The organism is Pelorhabdus rhamnosifermentans, from assembly GCF_018835585.1.
Taxonomy (GTDB): Bacteria; Bacillota; Negativicutes; order UMGS1260; family UMGS1260; genus Pelorhabdus; species Pelorhabdus rhamnosifermentans.
On the sequence record NZ_JAHGVE010000015.1, the window covers coordinates 101,917 to 117,300 of the forward strand.

At 41.5% G+C, this 15,384-nt stretch carries 12 protein-coding genes and 1 pseudogene; 11 read left to right on the forward strand and 2 right to left on the reverse strand.

The genetic code is table 11. The features are described from left to right. Window positions 1-52: 52 nt before the first annotated feature. Window positions 53-1,885: an oligoendopeptidase F gene (gene pepF / locus Ga0466249_RS16985; protein ID WP_215830674.1), complete on the reverse strand. Its 1,833-nt coding sequence runs from the start codon at window positions 1,883-1,885 to the stop codon at window positions 53-55. A gap of 90 nt (window positions 1,886-1,975) precedes the next feature. Next, window positions 1,976-2,761, reverse strand: coding sequence for an N-acetylmuramoyl-L-alanine amidase family protein (locus Ga0466249_RS16990; protein ID WP_215830675.1), 786 nt, complete (start codon window positions 2,759-2,761; stop codon window positions 1,976-1,978). An 89-nt stretch (window positions 2,762-2,850) separates the two neighbouring features. Between Ga0466249_RS16990 and Ga0466249_RS16995 the strand changes: the two genes are divergently transcribed. The 11 genes and pseudogenes from Ga0466249_RS16995 to Ga0466249_RS17045 all read left to right on the forward strand — a co-directional run bounded on the left by Ga0466249_RS16995 (window position 2,851) and on the right by Ga0466249_RS17045 (window position 15,122). Next, window positions 2,851-4,608, forward strand: a complete 1,758-nt coding sequence (locus tag Ga0466249_RS16995) for a B12-binding domain-containing radical SAM protein (RefSeq protein WP_215830676.1) — start codon at window positions 2,851-2,853, stop codon at window positions 4,606-4,608. Continuing rightward, window positions 4,605-5,576, forward strand: a complete 972-nt coding sequence (gene mnmL / locus Ga0466249_RS17000; RefSeq protein ID WP_215830677.1) for a tRNA modification radical SAM protein MnmL/YtqA — start codon at window positions 4,605-4,607, stop codon at window positions 5,574-5,576. Before Ga0466249_RS16995 ends, mnmL begins: the two co-directional genes overlap by 4 nt. A gap of 180 nt (window positions 5,577-5,756) precedes the next feature. Further along, complete coding sequence (locus Ga0466249_RS17005) at window positions 5,757-6,158, forward strand: PTS sugar transporter subunit IIA (protein ID WP_215830678.1); 402 nt, start codon at window positions 5,757-5,759, stop codon at window positions 6,156-6,158. A gap of 26 nt (window positions 6,159-6,184) precedes the next feature. Continuing rightward, window positions 6,185-6,658 carry a PTS sugar transporter subunit IIB gene (locus Ga0466249_RS17010; RefSeq protein WP_215830679.1) on the forward strand — a complete coding sequence of 158 codons (474 nt, stop codon included), beginning with the start codon at window positions 6,185-6,187 and terminating at the stop codon, window positions 6,656-6,658. A gap of 14 nt (window positions 6,659-6,672) precedes the next feature. After that, complete coding sequence (locus Ga0466249_RS17015; protein ID WP_215830680.1) at window positions 6,673-7,410, forward strand: PTS mannose/fructose/sorbose transporter subunit IIC; 738 nt, start codon at window positions 6,673-6,675, stop codon at window positions 7,408-7,410. Between the two features lie 12 nt (window positions 7,411-7,422). Further along, a complete protein-coding gene (gene manZ / locus Ga0466249_RS17020; protein WP_215830681.1) occupies window positions 7,423-8,229 on the forward strand; it encodes a PTS mannose transporter subunit IID in 807 nt (268 codons plus the stop codon). 39 nt (window positions 8,230-8,268) lie between these two features. Next, window positions 8,269-8,532 (forward strand): HPr family phosphocarrier protein, encoded by a 264-nt coding sequence (locus Ga0466249_RS17025; RefSeq protein WP_215830682.1) that lies wholly within the window; start codon window positions 8,269-8,271, stop codon window positions 8,530-8,532. 5 nt (window positions 8,533-8,537) lie between these two features. After that, window positions 8,538-10,205 (forward strand): annotated as a pseudogene (gene ptsP, locus Ga0466249_RS17030) (phosphoenolpyruvate--protein phosphotransferase); the annotation flags it as partial. 93 nt (window positions 10,206-10,298) lie between these two features. Further along, entirely contained in the window at window positions 10,299-11,240 is a 942-nt protein-coding gene (gene pfkA, locus Ga0466249_RS17035) for a 6-phosphofructokinase (protein ID WP_215830689.1), read from the forward strand. Window positions 11,241-11,456: 216 nt separating this feature from the next. Continuing rightward, window positions 11,457-14,402, forward strand: coding sequence for a sigma-54-dependent transcriptional regulator (locus tag Ga0466249_RS17040; protein WP_215830683.1), 2,946 nt, complete (start codon window positions 11,457-11,459; stop codon window positions 14,400-14,402). Window positions 14,403-14,465: 63 nt separating this feature from the next. After that, on the forward strand, window positions 14,466-15,122 hold the full coding sequence (locus tag Ga0466249_RS17045; RefSeq protein WP_215830684.1) for a trimeric intracellular cation channel family protein: 657 nt from the start codon (window positions 14,466-14,468) through the stop codon (window positions 15,120-15,122). Window positions 15,123-15,384: the final 262 nt, after the last annotated feature.

The window sequence follows — 15,384 nt, forward strand, 5'->3', positions numbered from 1 at the left end:
ACATATAAATTCGTATTTGTGCCTAAGAGAGGGATTATTATTTTTTTGGTGATTATAGATAGCTTTCAAGTTGTTCTAAGAGCTGAGCAAATTTTTGGAGTGTGCCATGGATGGGCTCAGGTGAGGACATATCGACGCCGGCGGCTTTTAAAAGTTCGAGAGAATAATGACTGCCACCACTTTGCAAGAAGCCTAGATAACGCTTTTGAGCAGATTCGCCTTCCTGTTGAATCTGTTTTGCGAGCGTTGTTGCTGCCGAATAGCCTGTGGCATATTTATAGACATAGAAACTACGATAAAAGTGGGGGATACGGGCCCACTCACTATCAATTTCGGCATCCACAATCATTTCAGGACCGTAGTATTTTACATTGAGATCATGCCATAAGCTGTCAAGTTCGTCAGCTGTGATGCTGTCACCATCTTCAGCTTTAGCATAGATGATCTTTTCAAATTCAGCAAACATGGTTTGACGGAAGACGGTGCTTCGCATGGTTTCTAAATATTGATTGATAAGATACAAACGGCGGTTGGGATCTTGGGTGATGTTTAGCATATGGTCCATTAAGAGAATTTCGTTTGTTGTTGAAGCTACTTCAGCACAAAAGATGGTGTAGGAGGAGGTTATATAGGGCTGAGCGCCATAACTGTAATAGCTGTGCATGGCATGGCCGAGTTCATGGGCAAGAGTGGAAACATCTTCGTAGCGGTTGTCATAATTGAGCAATACAAAAGGGTGAACGCCATAGATGCCCCAAGAATAGGCGCCTGTTTGTTTTCCTTTATTTTCATATACGTCAACCCAGCCGGAAGCAAGGCCTTGTTTTAGATTGGTTAAGTAATCGTTGCCAAGGGGTGAGAGCGCATCCAAAACGAGGTTAACTCCATCGGAATAGGGTATATCAAATTTTACCTGGTTCACAAGAGGAGTATAAAGGTCATACATGTGTATTTCCGGTACTTTAAGGGCATGCTTTTTTAAGGCTACATAGCGATGAAGAGTTGGAAGATGTTTTTCTACGGTAGTAATTAAATTGTCATAGACAGCAAGGGGCACATTATCTGTTTCCAGAGCTGCTTCAATTTGCGAGGAATAATTTCGTGTTTTGGCGTAAAAAATGTCTTGTTTCATGTTGCCGCTCAGTGTAGAAGCGAAGGTGTTACGATATTTACGATAAGTATTGAGTAGTTTTTCGAAAGCTTGCTGGCGAATCTCTCTGTTCGGTGATATGATGAAGGAACGATAACGGCCTTCGCTGAGTTGCGTCAGCTGCTCTTTTTCATCGATGATCGTTGGAAACTCCATATCCGCTCTGGCAAGCATTTGGAAAGTTTCGGCAGATGCTTGAGTAACTTCGGTGAGTTTGGATAATAATGATTCTTCCTTGGCTGATAAAACATGCTTTTTTTTGCGGAAAAGATTTTCAAAATAAAACTGGTATTTTTTTAAGTGAGGCTCGCTGGCGATGAAGCGCTGGAGTAGCTCAGGCGGAAGTGATAGAATTTCCGGGTCCATGAAGCCGTAACTAGCTGATGTATTTGCAAGTAAGGATTGAATTTTTCCTGTCATGGCCTGATATTTTGTGTTGGCCGTATTTTCATCACGATGCATGCGGGCATAGCCAAAAAGACTGCTTGTTTTTTGATCCAGCTTATCACGGATATCAAGTGCTGCCCAGAGATTCTCGGCAGATTCGCTCAGGCGACCATCATAACTTTTTAGGTGGGGAATGTAGTTTGTGACAGCTTCAATATCTTTTTCCCAGGCCATGTCATTGATGTAAATATGATCTAATTGCCACTGAAATTCTTTGCTAATACTAGCGCGTTCAGGAATCTGAGCATTCTTATTGGTTGTTTCAGCTTGGTCAAAAAACTTGTCCATAAGGCATTCTCCTTTGTGTAAAGAATTGTAGTTGATTAGTATTAGCAGCGAAAAAGGGCTTTTTTGTAGCATGAGAAAAATTTTGCCAAATTATACTCTAAAATATTGCATAATTCCTTCAAATAAGGCTTGAGCTGCATTCATGCGGCCATCGGCACTTGCCATAAGTACTTCTTCTTCTGGGTTGGAGATAAATCCTGCCTCAATGAGAGCAGCTGTCATTTCTGTATAGCGGATAACATAAAAACTGGCATAGCGGCAGCCGCGATTTTTTGTTCCCAAGTGTTCAATTAGTTTTTTTTGCAGGCAGTTGGATAATCGAACGGATTCGATATCGCCGTAATGATAGGTTGTTGTTCCCGTCGCGTTGGCATTGGTAAAAGCATCATTATGGATGCTAATGAATAAGTCGACTTGATTGTCATTGGCAATGTCAACTCGTGCACCGAGTTCCTCGTTGGCTGAAGCGTCAGCATAGGCCACGTTACGATCACTGTCTCTGGTCATAATGACTTTTGCTCCATTGTTCTCAAGTTTTTCTTTCAATAATAAGGCGATGGCCAGGTTATTGTCTTTTTCCAGCGTGCCTGTGGGACCGGTTGCGCCAGGATCGCTGCCACCGTGACCTGCGTCAATGCAGATGCTTTTATTGAGTAAGCGTACGCTTTCAGGATCATCAGAGGAGGTGTCAGCCGGGCGTTCAATAGGCAAAACAGGTATTGCAGACGATTTGCTATTAATGTAAACAACTTCTTTTGTGGGGTCGTAAAAAATTCCCCAGCTTAGGCTGCGGCTAAGGGTCTTAAGTGTCGTTAACAAGTCGTGGCTTACGCGTACGAGAATGGGAAGCTGTTGACCGTCAATAAAGATTCGCATGAGTCTTACCTTCCTTCCTTGTTCCTTGGGCTTAGTCTATTTTATGCGCAAGGGTTGAGGTCGGTGAACAAAGCTTTAAGGAGGCGAGGATGATAAAAGTTACGCTGACTACACTAAATGCCAAATATATTCATTCCTGTTTGGCTGTGCGTTATTTGAAAGTTGCCTGTCGGGATCTACGCGATGTAGCTGTAGAAATCAAGGAATATACAATCAATCATTTATTACTGGATATTGTCAGTGATCTCTACGTGGAAAAGCCTGATGTGATTGGATTTGCTTGTTATATCTGGAATATTGAGATGACGCTCAAGGTTGTATCGCTCCTCAAAAAAGTGTTGCCAAATGTTGTGATTGTGCTAGGCGGACCGGAAGTTTCTTATGATGCTGCCGCTATTTTTAAGGAGTGTCCCTGCTGTAATTATATCGTTTTGGGGGAGGGTGAACAGGTTTTTTGTGAACTGCTTGATGCTTTGAGGCAGGGCAGTGCTGTGTCCAATTGTGTAGGTTTAATGGGACGGGAAAATGTTCTTGAGAAGGCGGTTCCTTGTGCCGTTGTTCCTGATCTCAATTTACTCGCTTTACCCTATGAAGAGGAAGAAATGGACGAACTTGCGGATAAAATTATTTATTATGAAAGTTCCCGTGGCTGTCCTTTTTCGTGTCAGTATTGTTTGTCAAGTGCAACTCAGGGCGTTCGTTACAGAGATACACAGCAAGTTTTCCAGGATCTCGAATTTTTTGTAAAACATGAAGTCAAGCAGGTGAAGTTTGTTGATCGGACATTTAATGCGAATAAGAAACACTATTTTCCCATTTTAAAGTATATTCAGCAGCTTCATACAAAGACCAATTTTCACTTCGAAATTGCTATCGAACTTTTAGATGACGATGTCATCGATTTTTTAGCGGATATGCCCAAGGGACGCATTCAGTTTGAAATTGGGGTTCAATCAACACATGAACCGACACTTGCGGTAATTGAACGACATAATTGTTGGGAGGATATTGTTAGAAAAGTGACGAAGCTGAAAAGCTATAATAATATTCATTTGCATCTGGACCTTATTGTCGGCTTGCCACTGGAAAGTCGTAAAATTTTCAGTCAGTCCTTTAATGATGTCTATCATCTTCAACCTCATATGTTGCAAATTGGTTTCTTAAAGATGCTGAAAGGGTCAGGGATTCGTGAATCTGCTGCGCAGCATGATTATGTATGGATGGATCAACCTCCTTATGAAGTGCTTCAAAATGGACTTCTTCCTTATAGCGATGTCCGTGAGCTCAAGTTGATTGAAGATGTTTTTGAGCAGTTATATAATAAGGGCCGTTTTTGTGCAACGTTGCGTCGTCTTGTCGAGCTAAGTACAGACGCTTTTGCCTTTTATGAGCAATTTACTTTGTTTTGGGAGAAGCGATTGTTACATAAAGTAGCTCATTCAACGAAGGCGCTATATCAAGAACTTACCCATTATGTCGATTGTTATTACCCGCATGAAAGGAATGTGATGGGGCAACTCATGAAATATGATGCACTGATTCATGATAGCGGGAAAATCAGGCCTGATTTCTTACCTTGGAATGGAAAACGCTATGACAAAGAAATTTCAGCTTTTTGGCATGATCATAAGGGGGAAAAGGCTGTGAAGGATTTTTCGTTTAGAACATGGCGCGAAATCCAGAAAAAGTTTCATATTGAAGTATTCGACATTGCTGTGACTGACTATGTTCGTGGCCAAGGTCTCAAACAGGACAAGACAGTCCTACTGTTTGATTATCGCGGGGCCGAGACGCGTTGTGTACCGATTGCAATTTATGATTTTTGGCAGGGTGAGGGAAAAAAATGAATCGTTATCGAATTTATTCGGACTATTTAAAAGAACGCTATGGTGAAAAGGTATATAAATTACCTGTCAGTCTCCCTGTAACTTGTCCGAATCGCGATGGAACTTGTGGTACGGGAGGGTGCGTTTTTTGCGGCGAAATTGGTGCAGGTTATGAAAATTTGCCAGCCTCTATGACGGTAGCTATGCAGCTTGATGCGAATCGAGAACATATTGCGCCGAAATATAAGGTGAATAAATTCATTCCTTATTTTCAAAATTTCAGCAATACCTATCTTCCTGTAGAGAAACTTCGTGTTTATCTTATGGAAGCCTGCGAAAATAGCCGTGCCCATGGTAATGATGTTGTTGGTTTAGCTATTGCCACGCGGCCTGATTGCGTGCATCCTGACTACTTAGCTCTGTTTCAAGAGATTCGACAGTTCTATGGCGTAGATATTTTTTTGGAATTGGGTTTGCAAACAGTCAACTATCATACGCTGGAAAAAATTCGTCGCGGCCATAGCTTAGCTGAATATATTGAAGCGGTGCTTATGGCTAAAGAATATAAAATTGAAGTGTGTACCCATTTAATTCTTAATCTGCCTTGGGATGATGAATGCGATGTTATTGAAAATGCAAAACTTATGTCAGCCTTACATATGGACCAGGTAAAGCTTCATGCTCTTTATATTGTAAAAAATACTGTCATGGCCGAGTGGTATCAAGCAGGGGAGTTTACACTGATTAGTAAAGATGAGTATATCCAGCGGGTCGTTACATTTTTGAATTATTTGCATCCTAAGGTTGTTGTGCAGCGGCTGTTAGGTCGGGCACCGGAGACGAATACCTTGTTTAGTAATTGGCAGACAAGCTGGTGGAAGATCAGAGATGAAATTGAACAGGTTTTAATTGATAGTGATAGTTATCAAGGCAAGCAGTGTGATTATTTAACAGGTAAGCAGGTGCGAAAGTTTTTGCCACAAAATTAAAACACAAACAAAACACTATAAAGACACTTTACTAATAGTTTTATGATTTGTCTGATTTTTTTACATTTTTTTAAAAAGCCTGCGAAATTAAAGGGGCTTTTTTTTTTTTATTACGCAACAGTTTTTGGCATGCTATGTGCAAATATATAAGACAGAAGGGTGCCAGAAAGGAGAGAAACAATGACAGGGATTGTAGTAGTAACTCATGGCAAATTGGCGCAAGCTTTAGTGGCAACAGCAGAAATGATTATGGGTAAACAGGAAGGGATTAAAACGATTGGTTTTGAGGCTGGACAAGATGTCATGAATTTACATGAAAAAATCAACCAAGCCGTACAACTTTTTGCGCCTGAAGAGGAGATTCTGATTCTTGTAGATCTGCTTGGCGGGAGTCCTTATAACGCATCAGCTATGCTTGCCTTGAAACAGTCAAAAATCAAGGTCGTTACAGGCGTTAATTTGCCTATGCTGCTTGAAGTACTGCCCGCGCGTAGCATGGATGTTGCGACTTTAAAGCAGATGGCGGTTCATGCAGGTCAGTCTGGTGTAAGTGAGTTTGTATTCACCAAAAGCGAAGAGTAATCAAAAATTTTAAGGAGGAATGCGAAGTGAAAATTAATTTAGTTCGTATTGATGACCGTCTCATTCATGGTCAAGTGGTGATGGCTTGGACGAAAACTGTTACTGTGAAACGGATTGTTGTTATTAGTGACAAAGTAGCAGCAGATGCTATTCGTAAAATGCTGCTCGAAACGGTAGCGCCGCCAGGTATTAAAGTTTCTGTTCTTGCTGTAAAAGATGGGATTAAAAAACTTACGGATGGTTCTTTTAGCGGACAAAATTTAATGCTCCTCTTTACGAATCCTACGGATGTTTTGGCTGTTAAATCAGGTGGCGTGGAAATTACTACTGTCAATATCGGTGGCATGAGTTTTGCTCAGGGGAAGAAGCAAATTACCAAGGCCGTATCGGTTGACGAAGCAGATATTACGGCTTTTAAAGAACTGAGTAAACTGGGCGTGTCGTTACAAATTCAGGTGGTACCGAGTGATAGTGTGATTGATATGATGACCAAAATTTAAGGGAGGGAAATAAAATGGTGACAACTGCTTTGCTTGTAGCTTTTGTCGGGTTTTTAGCTGGAATTGAAAGTGTATTAGATGAATTTCAATTCCATCGTCCACTTATTGCCTGTACGCTCACTGGTTTAGTTATGGGAGATGTGACAACTGGGATTATTATTGGTGGCACACTTGAAATGATGGCTCTGGGCTGGATGAATATCGGGGCTGCTCAGTCACCAGATACAGCCATTGCAAGTATTCTATCAACGGCTCTTGTCATTGGCGCACAGCTTTCCATGCCTGTGGCTATCGCTCTGGCCATTCCACTCGCAGCAGCCGGTCAGCTTTTGACGGTTTTAGTGAGAACGATTTGCGTGTTTTTCCAACATCTTGCTGATAAATATGCCGAAGAAGACAATATTCGCGGCATTGATTTTTCCCACTTAGCAGCACTGTGTGTACAAGGCTTACGGGTGGCAATTCCGGCATTTTTAATTGCCTATTACGCTGATGCAGCGGTTGTGAAAAGTTTGTTGCAGAGTATTCCGCCTGTCATTACAGGGGGACTGCAAGTAGCCGGTGGATTTATTGTTGTTGTTGGTTATGCCATGGTTATTAATATGATGAAAGCAAATTATCTCATGCCGTTTTTCTTCATTGGATTTGTGATTGCCGCCTTTTTGAATGTCAATCTGGTTGGTATAGGTATTATCGGCGTATGTATTGCGTTAATTTATCTAAAAATAAGCTATCCTCAAGTAGAAGAATAGGAGGAAAATGTCATGAGCGAAAAGAAATTAACAAAGAGCGACTTGTTTTGGGTATTTGTACGGTCTAATTTTCTTCAGGGTTCTTGGAATTACGAAAGAATGCAAGCACTAGGTTATTGCTTTGGCATATTGCCAGCGATTGTCAGGTTATATAGCGGCGAAGAACGTAAGCAAGCGTTAAAACGCCATCTGGAATTTTATAATACACAGCCTTTTGTGACGGCACCCGTTTTAGGTGTTAATCTCGCTATGGAAGAACAGAAAGCCAATGGGGCAGAAATTGAAGATAGTTCCATTAACGCTGTTAAAGTTGGTTTGATGGGACCCTTGGCTGGTGTGGGTGATCCGATTTTTTGGGGAACACTTCGTCCCGTAACGGCTGCACTTGGTGCCGGATTGGCTATGGCTGGCAGTATTTTGGGTCCCATTGTTTTCTTTGTTATGTTCAATCTGGTTAGACTGGCCGTTCGGTGGTATGGTTTGATTTATGGCTATCGGGCAGGCTTAAGTCTCATTCAGGAAGTTGGGGGTGGGGGACTAAAAAAATTAACTGAAGGAGCATCGATTCTTGGTTTGTTTGTTATGGGTGCCTTAGTAGCCAAATGGACGAACATGAATGTGCCTCTTGTCGTCAGCAAGGTAGGGGAAAAGGCTACGACGGTTCAAGATATTTTAAATCAACTGCTTCCTAATCTTCTGCCGCTAGGGCTGACATTCCTATGTATTTATTTGCTAAAAAGAAACATGTCGCCACTAACTATTTTATTGGGTCTGTTTGTTTTAGGAATCTTTGGGTTCTGGACTGGAATTTTAGCGTAAATCGTATTTACTAGTGTGTCATACAAGGAGGAAATAATCATGGAAATAGCTATTAAGATTCTGAATAAAAGTGGATTGCATGCGCGTCCGGCGGCGCTTTTTGTCCAAACTGCTGCAAAATTTAAATCGGATATCCAGATTGGCAAAGACGGTAAATTTGTTAGTGGAAAAAGTATCTTGGGTGTTATTAGTTTAGGCGTTCGCAGTGGTGAAGAAATTATGGTAAAAATTGCAGGCGCAGATGAACAGGAAGCAGCCAAGGCTTTACAAGAAATTGCCAATCAAAAATTTGGGGAAGCGTGAGTAATGTGAAGAAAATTATTGGGATTGGAGCGTCGCCGGGAATTGCCATTGGAATCATTACGCATCTTAATAACGAGAACTGTGATATTTCTTCTGTTCGACAAGGTACATTGGAAGAAGAGCAAGAGCGATTTATTCAAGCTCAGAATCAGGCACTGGAGCAGCTAAATGACCTTGAAGAGCGAACTAAAAAATCTTTTGGGGAAGAAGAAGCAAAGGTATTTGCTTCGCACGTTCTTATGTTGAAAGACCCCATGCTTGAATCGGCAGTTAATGAAAAAATTGCTGCGAATTTATCAGCAGAAGCAGCTGTGGAAGAGGCTACGAAGGAACTATCAGCCATGCTTCAGGCACTGGAAGACGAATATCTTCGGGAAAGAGCGGCCGATGTTAAAGATGTAGGTAAACGACTTATTCGGGTTTTGCAAGGTAAATCGATGAATAAAGAAGTATCAGGCATTGTTGTTGCTGAGGACTTATTGCCTTCTGATACGGCCACGCTGAATTTAAAGATCGTTCAAGGATTTGTGACAGCTGCCGGAGGAAAAACATCGCATAGTTCGATTATTGCCAGAGCTGCGGGTATACCGGCTGTTGTGGGTATTGGCGAGGCGATCAAGTGTTTATCTGAACAAAGTCAGGTTATTATTGACGGTCATACAGGTATAGTTCTTGTTGATCCAGATGAGAAATTATTAAAAGAATATCAAGCGCGTTTAGACAAGGAACAGCAGGTTCAGGCTCGGTTAGCAGAATTAAAAATGCTGCCTGCTGTGACGCGGGATGGCGAAAACATTGAGGTCGCCGCAAATATTGGCACCCCTCAGGATATGGTGACAGTAGTCCACGCCGGCGCTGACGGAGTAGGCTTGTTTCGTACGGAGTTCTTGTTTTTACAACGAGATTCGCTTCCAACGGAAGAAGAGCAAGTTGATTCATATCAAGCCGTACTGTCCGCCATGCCTGATAAAAAGATAGTTATCCGAACCTTGGATGCAGGTGGTGATAAAGAATTACCCTTTTTGGCTGGTAAGCCGGAAACCAATCCGGCTCTCGGCCTAAGGGCAATTCGGCTGTGCCTTGCTCGCAAAGATGTTTTTAAAACACAGTTGCGCGCATTGCTTCGGGCCAGTGTGGTAGGAAATCTTCACATTATGTTTCCCATGATTGCTACATTGGAAGAATTAATGACTGCCAAGGCTATGCTTGAAGAGGCGAAAAAGGAATTAGCTGCAGAAAATATTCTCTTTCAAGCGGATGTTCCGGTGGGAATTATGGTTGAAGTGCCTGCGGCGGCAGTAAACGCTGATTTATTTGCGCCTGAAGTGGATTTCTTTAGCATTGGTACGAATGATCTCGTTCAATATACTTTGGCTGCCGATCGCATGAATGATCAAGTATCTTACCTTAGTGATTATTTTCAACCAGCTGTTTTGCGATTGATACAGTTAGTAGTAAAAGCAGCCGGAGAAAACGGCAAATGGGTCGGCATGTGTGGAGAAATGGCTGGGGATCCTTTAGCTACGCCCCTTCTTGTAGGAATGGGTATTTCGGAATTGTCCATGAGTGCTCGTTCTGTGGCGAGTGTAAAGAATAAGATCAGAAATCTTAGTGTTCTCGAAGCTCGCGAATGGGCGGCCTATATTGTTAAATTGAAGCAAGTTTCCGAGGTGCGCCAGTATCTAGCCCAAATTGCTAACAAGTTAGATCAAGCCGCAACAGATCAGAGTAGCGTTCTCAAAAATGCTGTAAGGAAAATTGCGATTATGACGAGTGGCGGCGATTGCCCAGGTATGAATGCAGCTATTCGTGCAGCAGTCCGTGTAGCCTTAAGCCTGAATATGGAAGTTTGGGGAATTAAAAATGGCTATGCAGGCATGACGGCTAATGAATTTATTCCCCTTGATTCCCGGTCGGTTGGCGATATTATTCAAAAGGGCGGTACCTTTTTAGGAACAGCCCGCTCGGAAGAATTTAAAACATCAGCAGGTCGTCAGCGCGCTTTTGAAAACTTGAAACGGCGGGGCATTGAAGGCGTATTAGTCTTAGGTGGTGATGGCTCGCTCACAGGTGCTGCTATGCTTGGTGAACTAGGTATGAATGTGGTTGGATTGCCAGCGACCATTGATAATGATATTTACGGTACTGATTATACTATTGGATTTGATACAGCTGTGAATACGGCTGTTGATGCCATTAATAAATTGCGTGATACGGCTTCCTCTCATGGTCGTGTGATGGTCATTGAAGTTATGGGCCGTCATTGTGGCGCTATTGCCTTGACTGCCGGACTTGCTGGCGGGGCTGAGAGTATTCTGATTCCAGAAGAACCTTTTGATCTTGACAGTGTTTGTAAGCAGTTGTTAGCATCAAAAAATGCCGGTAAACAATATAGTATTGTTGTTGTTGCCGAAGGAGTGGGCAGTGCTTTAAAAATAGGCGATACGATTGCTTCAAAAACAGGATTAGAAACGCGTGTATCTGTTTTAGGACATATTCAACGTGGTGGTGCGCCAACGGTATTTGATCGGATGTTAGCCAGTACTTTGGCTGAACGTGCTGTATTTGGTTTGGCAGCGGGCGTTACGCAGGTTATGTATGGTGTGCACGCAGGGAGGATTGTACCAACGAATATTCACGATGCTGTTACAAAGAAGAAAAATTTTAATGAGGATCTTTGTCAACTGAGTGGCATGATTTCCAAATGAGTTGGGTTTTTGCTACTTTGAATTGAACGTTTCGTGAGCAAAAGATCAGTACTGATGAACGAGTAATTGGGTTACTTGTTCATTAGTACTTTTTCTTTTGTAGGAAGGGAAAAAATAGTTTGTTGTGCTTCTTTTGTTAACGTATTATAATAATTACGAAATAGATCGATTATGCTAAAAATTGCTTTATTGTGTCTCCTTTAGGAGGTGGGCTTAGTGAAACGGCAGTTTAAGGTGTTAGAAGTTTTAGAAGAACTTTGTACTGAAAAAATGACGCTGGAATTACTCAAACAGCCTTTACCTGTGGGGTTTATGGCAGAAGAAATTGCTATAGCCGGAGGCTTTTCTCGCAGTAATACGAGCGGAGATCTCAATGCTCTCCATCGAGCGGGGTTAGTCATCAAAGTTAGTGGACGACCAACGTATTATATTGCTCGGTCATGGGTTGAAGAGAATATGTCTGTTGTTTCAGATAGCTTTCCTTTAACAATAAAGCATCATAATGAATTGCTTCAGTTTATTGTGTCAACAGGCTTAGCTGTTGACAATGGACGAATAGAAAAAGCAGATACGAAAGGCATGGCTAAGGTCGAGAAAAATGAAGTCTTTGAACATCTTATTGGTTCGCAGGGCAGTTTAAAGGTTGCTGTGGAGCAAGCGAAAGCGGCTATTTTATATCCGCCTAAGGGACTGGATACTTTGCTTGTTGGGCCGACGGGAGTTGGTAAAACATTATTTGCTGAGTACATGTATCATTTTGCTCAAGCGACACAGACGATTCGAGAAGAAGGACGATTTGTTGTTTTTAATTGTGCGGACTATGCTAATAATCCACAGCTTCTTATGTCGCAATTATTCGGTCATGTGCGCGGTGCTTTTACTGGCGCTGATAAAGATAAAGCAGGTCTGGTGGAAAAAGCCAATGGTGGAATTTTGTTGTTGGATGAGGTACATCGCCTGCCGCCAGAAGGGCAGGAAATGCTTTTTTATTTGCTTGACCGCCGTGAATTTCGGCGGATGGGCGAGGTTGAGCAACAGCGTAAGGTGACTGTTCGTATTATTGCCGCGACGACGGAAGAACCTGACTCGGCTTTGCTCAAAACTTTTTTGAGAAGAATTCCCCTTGTTATCCATTTGCCGGAGTTGGCGGCTCGACCGCTTGGCGAGAGATTTGCTTTAATCCAATTTTTATTAGCGAAAGAGGCTGAACATATTCAAACTGATATTCGTGTGACGCAGGAAGCACTATGGGCACTTTTGCTTTATCGTTGCTATGGGAATATTGGTCAGTTACGTAACGATCTTCAATTGGTATGCGCCAAATCCTTTTTACATAGTCAGGGTAATTGGGTGAAAATCGGTTATGAAATGTTGCCACCGAAGGTGAAACAGTCGTTGCTTCACGATGCTTCCAGTCGGCTGGAAGTAAGTCGAATTTTAAGTCAACTTGGCAGCGATTTAGTTATTTATGCTAGTCAGGCATCTGAAACAATGCCAAGCGAAACGGTACTATCTTTTGATATTTACCATACTATTGACGAGAAAATGAAATTTTTGCGCAAACAAGGCATTGCACAAGAAGAAGTGATTGAATGCATTGAAATGGATATTGATGCATTTTTTAGTCAGTTAAGTCCTCAAGAACGTTTTTTACAGCCGGAGTACTTAAAAAATATTTTGAAGGATAAATTTGTTACAGACTATAACTTGGCTTTTCATCAGGCTGAACAACAGCTGGAGCGAACATTTGGCACGCACTTGTATTATGCTCTTGCCATTCATATTGCGGCGGCTTTGGAACGCTTGCAAAAAGGAATGCCTATTATTAATCCCAATTCTGAAAAAATTAAGCAAGTTTATGCGCAAGAATTTTTGGCAGCGAAAGAACTGGCCCAGGCTGTTAGTCAAAATATCATTGAAAGAGTGCCTGATGAAGAAATAAGTTTTATTGCTTTTATGTTGGCTACTTTTGAGAAAAAGCCTGATCAAACGGCTAGCAAAGTGAGTGTTATTGTGTTAACACACGGCCGCTCAACAGCGAGTAGCATGGCCGATTTTTGTAATCAATTGCTTGGCGTAAATCATGCTCGAGCTATTGATATGACACTTGAGACAAGTGCTGATGCGGTGGTTGAGCAGGCGATTACCCTGGCGAAGGAGCTCGATGAGGGAAAAGGATTGTTGCTGTTAGTTGATATGGGATCACTATTAAGTATTGGTCAAGAAATTCAACGTCGTACAGGGATTGTTGTCAAAAGTATCGATATGGCAACTACCTTGATGGTTCTACATGCCGTGCATAAGGCGGTGATAGCACAAAATGGCTTGGAAGAAGTTTATCAAGCTGTTTGGGATGTTCGCAATTTATTTCCGTCGACAGTAGTAAAAACAAATCGCCTTCCTATAGAAGGAAGTAAAGATAAAGCCATTATTACGACTTGTTTTTCTGGGCAGGGGGCAGCAATAAAAGTTAAGGATTTAATTGAAGAACTTTTAAATCAATGGCAGTTAGAACATGTACGCGTGATTCCCCTTGAAGCTGGAAATAAAGATCAATTAAAGAATCGATTGACTACGGTACTAGAGTCTTATAACATTGTGGCTAGTGTAGGAAGTATCAATCCAAACATTGTGGGAAAGTTGCATATTCCCTTAGAGGAGCTACTGCAGGGCGGTGCCGGCGCGAGTTTGCGAAAAATATTAAGTGGTGATTTGGGTGCCAGTGATATTGCGGATCGTTATAGTGACCGTGGCTTAGACTGGGAAGTGATGCGTGTGGTTTTGGCTTCTACGCTTGATGAATTTCTTACTTTTGTTAATCCTAATAAGGTCTTAGTTACCTTGCTTTCCTGTACGAGACAAATTGAAGAGCAATTAGAATTTTCTTTTTCTCATTCTGGATTTATGCGTATGATGATTCATGCAGGTTGTATGGTTGAACGTTTGTTGACGGATGCGCAAATTAGCTATGCAACGCCGGCGGCTTGTATCAAGGAGCACCCAGAAGAGTATACAGTGATCAGAGCCAATATTCGCAGTTTGGAACAGCAGTTTTCTATCACCATTCCAGATGAAGAGATCTGTTATTTAATTGATATTGTCGATATTGAACAACGACAGTGTCATGGATTTAAGGAACAAAACGAGAAAAAAATTGAGTAGTGAAACAATAAAAATTGAGTAAGAAAAGATAAAATTCATGATACAGGCAGGAGAGAATAGAATTTGACAGCATGGAATATTGTTGAGGTTATTGGTATTATCGCTTTTGCAGTTTCAGGAGCGTTGACTGGCATACAAAAGAAATTGGACGTTTTTGGAATATTAGTATTGGCTGTGACGACAGCTGTTGGGGGTGGTGTACTACGAGATGTGATTATAGGCAATACACCACCTCTTACGTTTCGCGATCCTACTTTTTTTATTATTAGCGCTGTTACAACTATTGCGGTATGTTTTACTTATCGTTGGTTAGAGAAATTTAAGGATACTATTCAAATATTTGATGCCATTGGATTGGGCGCTTTTACTGCTACTAGTGCGAATCTTGCCATTCAACATAACCTCAATACATTATTTATAGTCACAACAGTTGCAGTGATTACGGGTATTGGCGGAGGTGTGATGCGCGATGTGTTTGTGAAAGAGATTCCTTATGTTTTTCGACAAGAGGTTTATGCTATTACGACCATTGCAGGGGCGATGGCCTTTTATTATTCGCAGTTTTATGTGGCTAGCAATATTTCACTGTCTCTTTGTTTTTGTATTACAGCGGGACTTCGCATCTGTTGTATTAAATATCGATTGAATTTTCCTGTTATCGGAATGGGCATGAATTCTGAGAACGTTTTATCCAATAATCGCAACGATGAGAAAGTATGATAGGCAGATAATAAAAAATGTTGACAAATGTAGAATAAATGTAATATAATGAATGAGTCGTCAAAACGACAGGCAAACGCTTTTGCAGCTACGGCTGTGAAGCAAAAAAAAATATGTTGACAACATCGCTTGCGATATGGTAACATATAAAAGCTGTCGCAAGGCAACATGCTCTCTGAAAACTGAACAATGGTAATGATTAATGCCAGATGTGCGGGTTTCTTTTATAAGAAACCAACCAAAATAATTTCTGATTTGAATT

Bases quoted from the DNA above. Each gene is read 5' to 3' on its own strand.
- Ga0466249_RS17025 (WP_215830682.1), top strand. From the start codon at position 8,269: ATGGAAATAGCTATTAAGATTCTGAATAAAAGTGGATTGCATGCGCGT.
- manZ (WP_215830681.1), top strand. From the start codon at position 7,423: ATGAGCGAAAAGAAATTAACAAAGAGCGACTTGTTTTGGGTATTTGTA.
- Ga0466249_RS16995 (WP_215830676.1), top strand. From the start codon at position 2,851: ATGATAAAAGTTACGCTGACTACACTAAATGCCAAATATATTCATTCC.
- mnmL (WP_215830677.1), top strand. From the start codon at position 4,605: ATGAATCGTTATCGAATTTATTCGGACTATTTAAAAGAACGCTATGGT.
- Ga0466249_RS17015 (WP_215830680.1), top strand. From the start codon at position 6,673: ATGGTGACAACTGCTTTGCTTGTAGCTTTTGTCGGGTTTTTAGCTGGA.
- pepF (WP_215830674.1), bottom strand. From the start codon at position 1,885: ATGGACAAGTTTTTTGACCAAGCTGAAACAACCAATAAGAATGCTCAG.
- Ga0466249_RS16990 (WP_215830675.1), bottom strand. From the start codon at position 2,761: ATGCGAATCTTTATTGACGGTCAACAGCTTCCCATTCTCGTACGCGTA.
- Ga0466249_RS17005 (WP_215830678.1), top strand. From the start codon at position 5,757: ATGACAGGGATTGTAGTAGTAACTCATGGCAAATTGGCGCAAGCTTTA.
- pfkA (WP_215830689.1), top strand. From the start codon at position 10,299: ATGACGAGTGGCGGCGATTGCCCAGGTATGAATGCAGCTATTCGTGCA.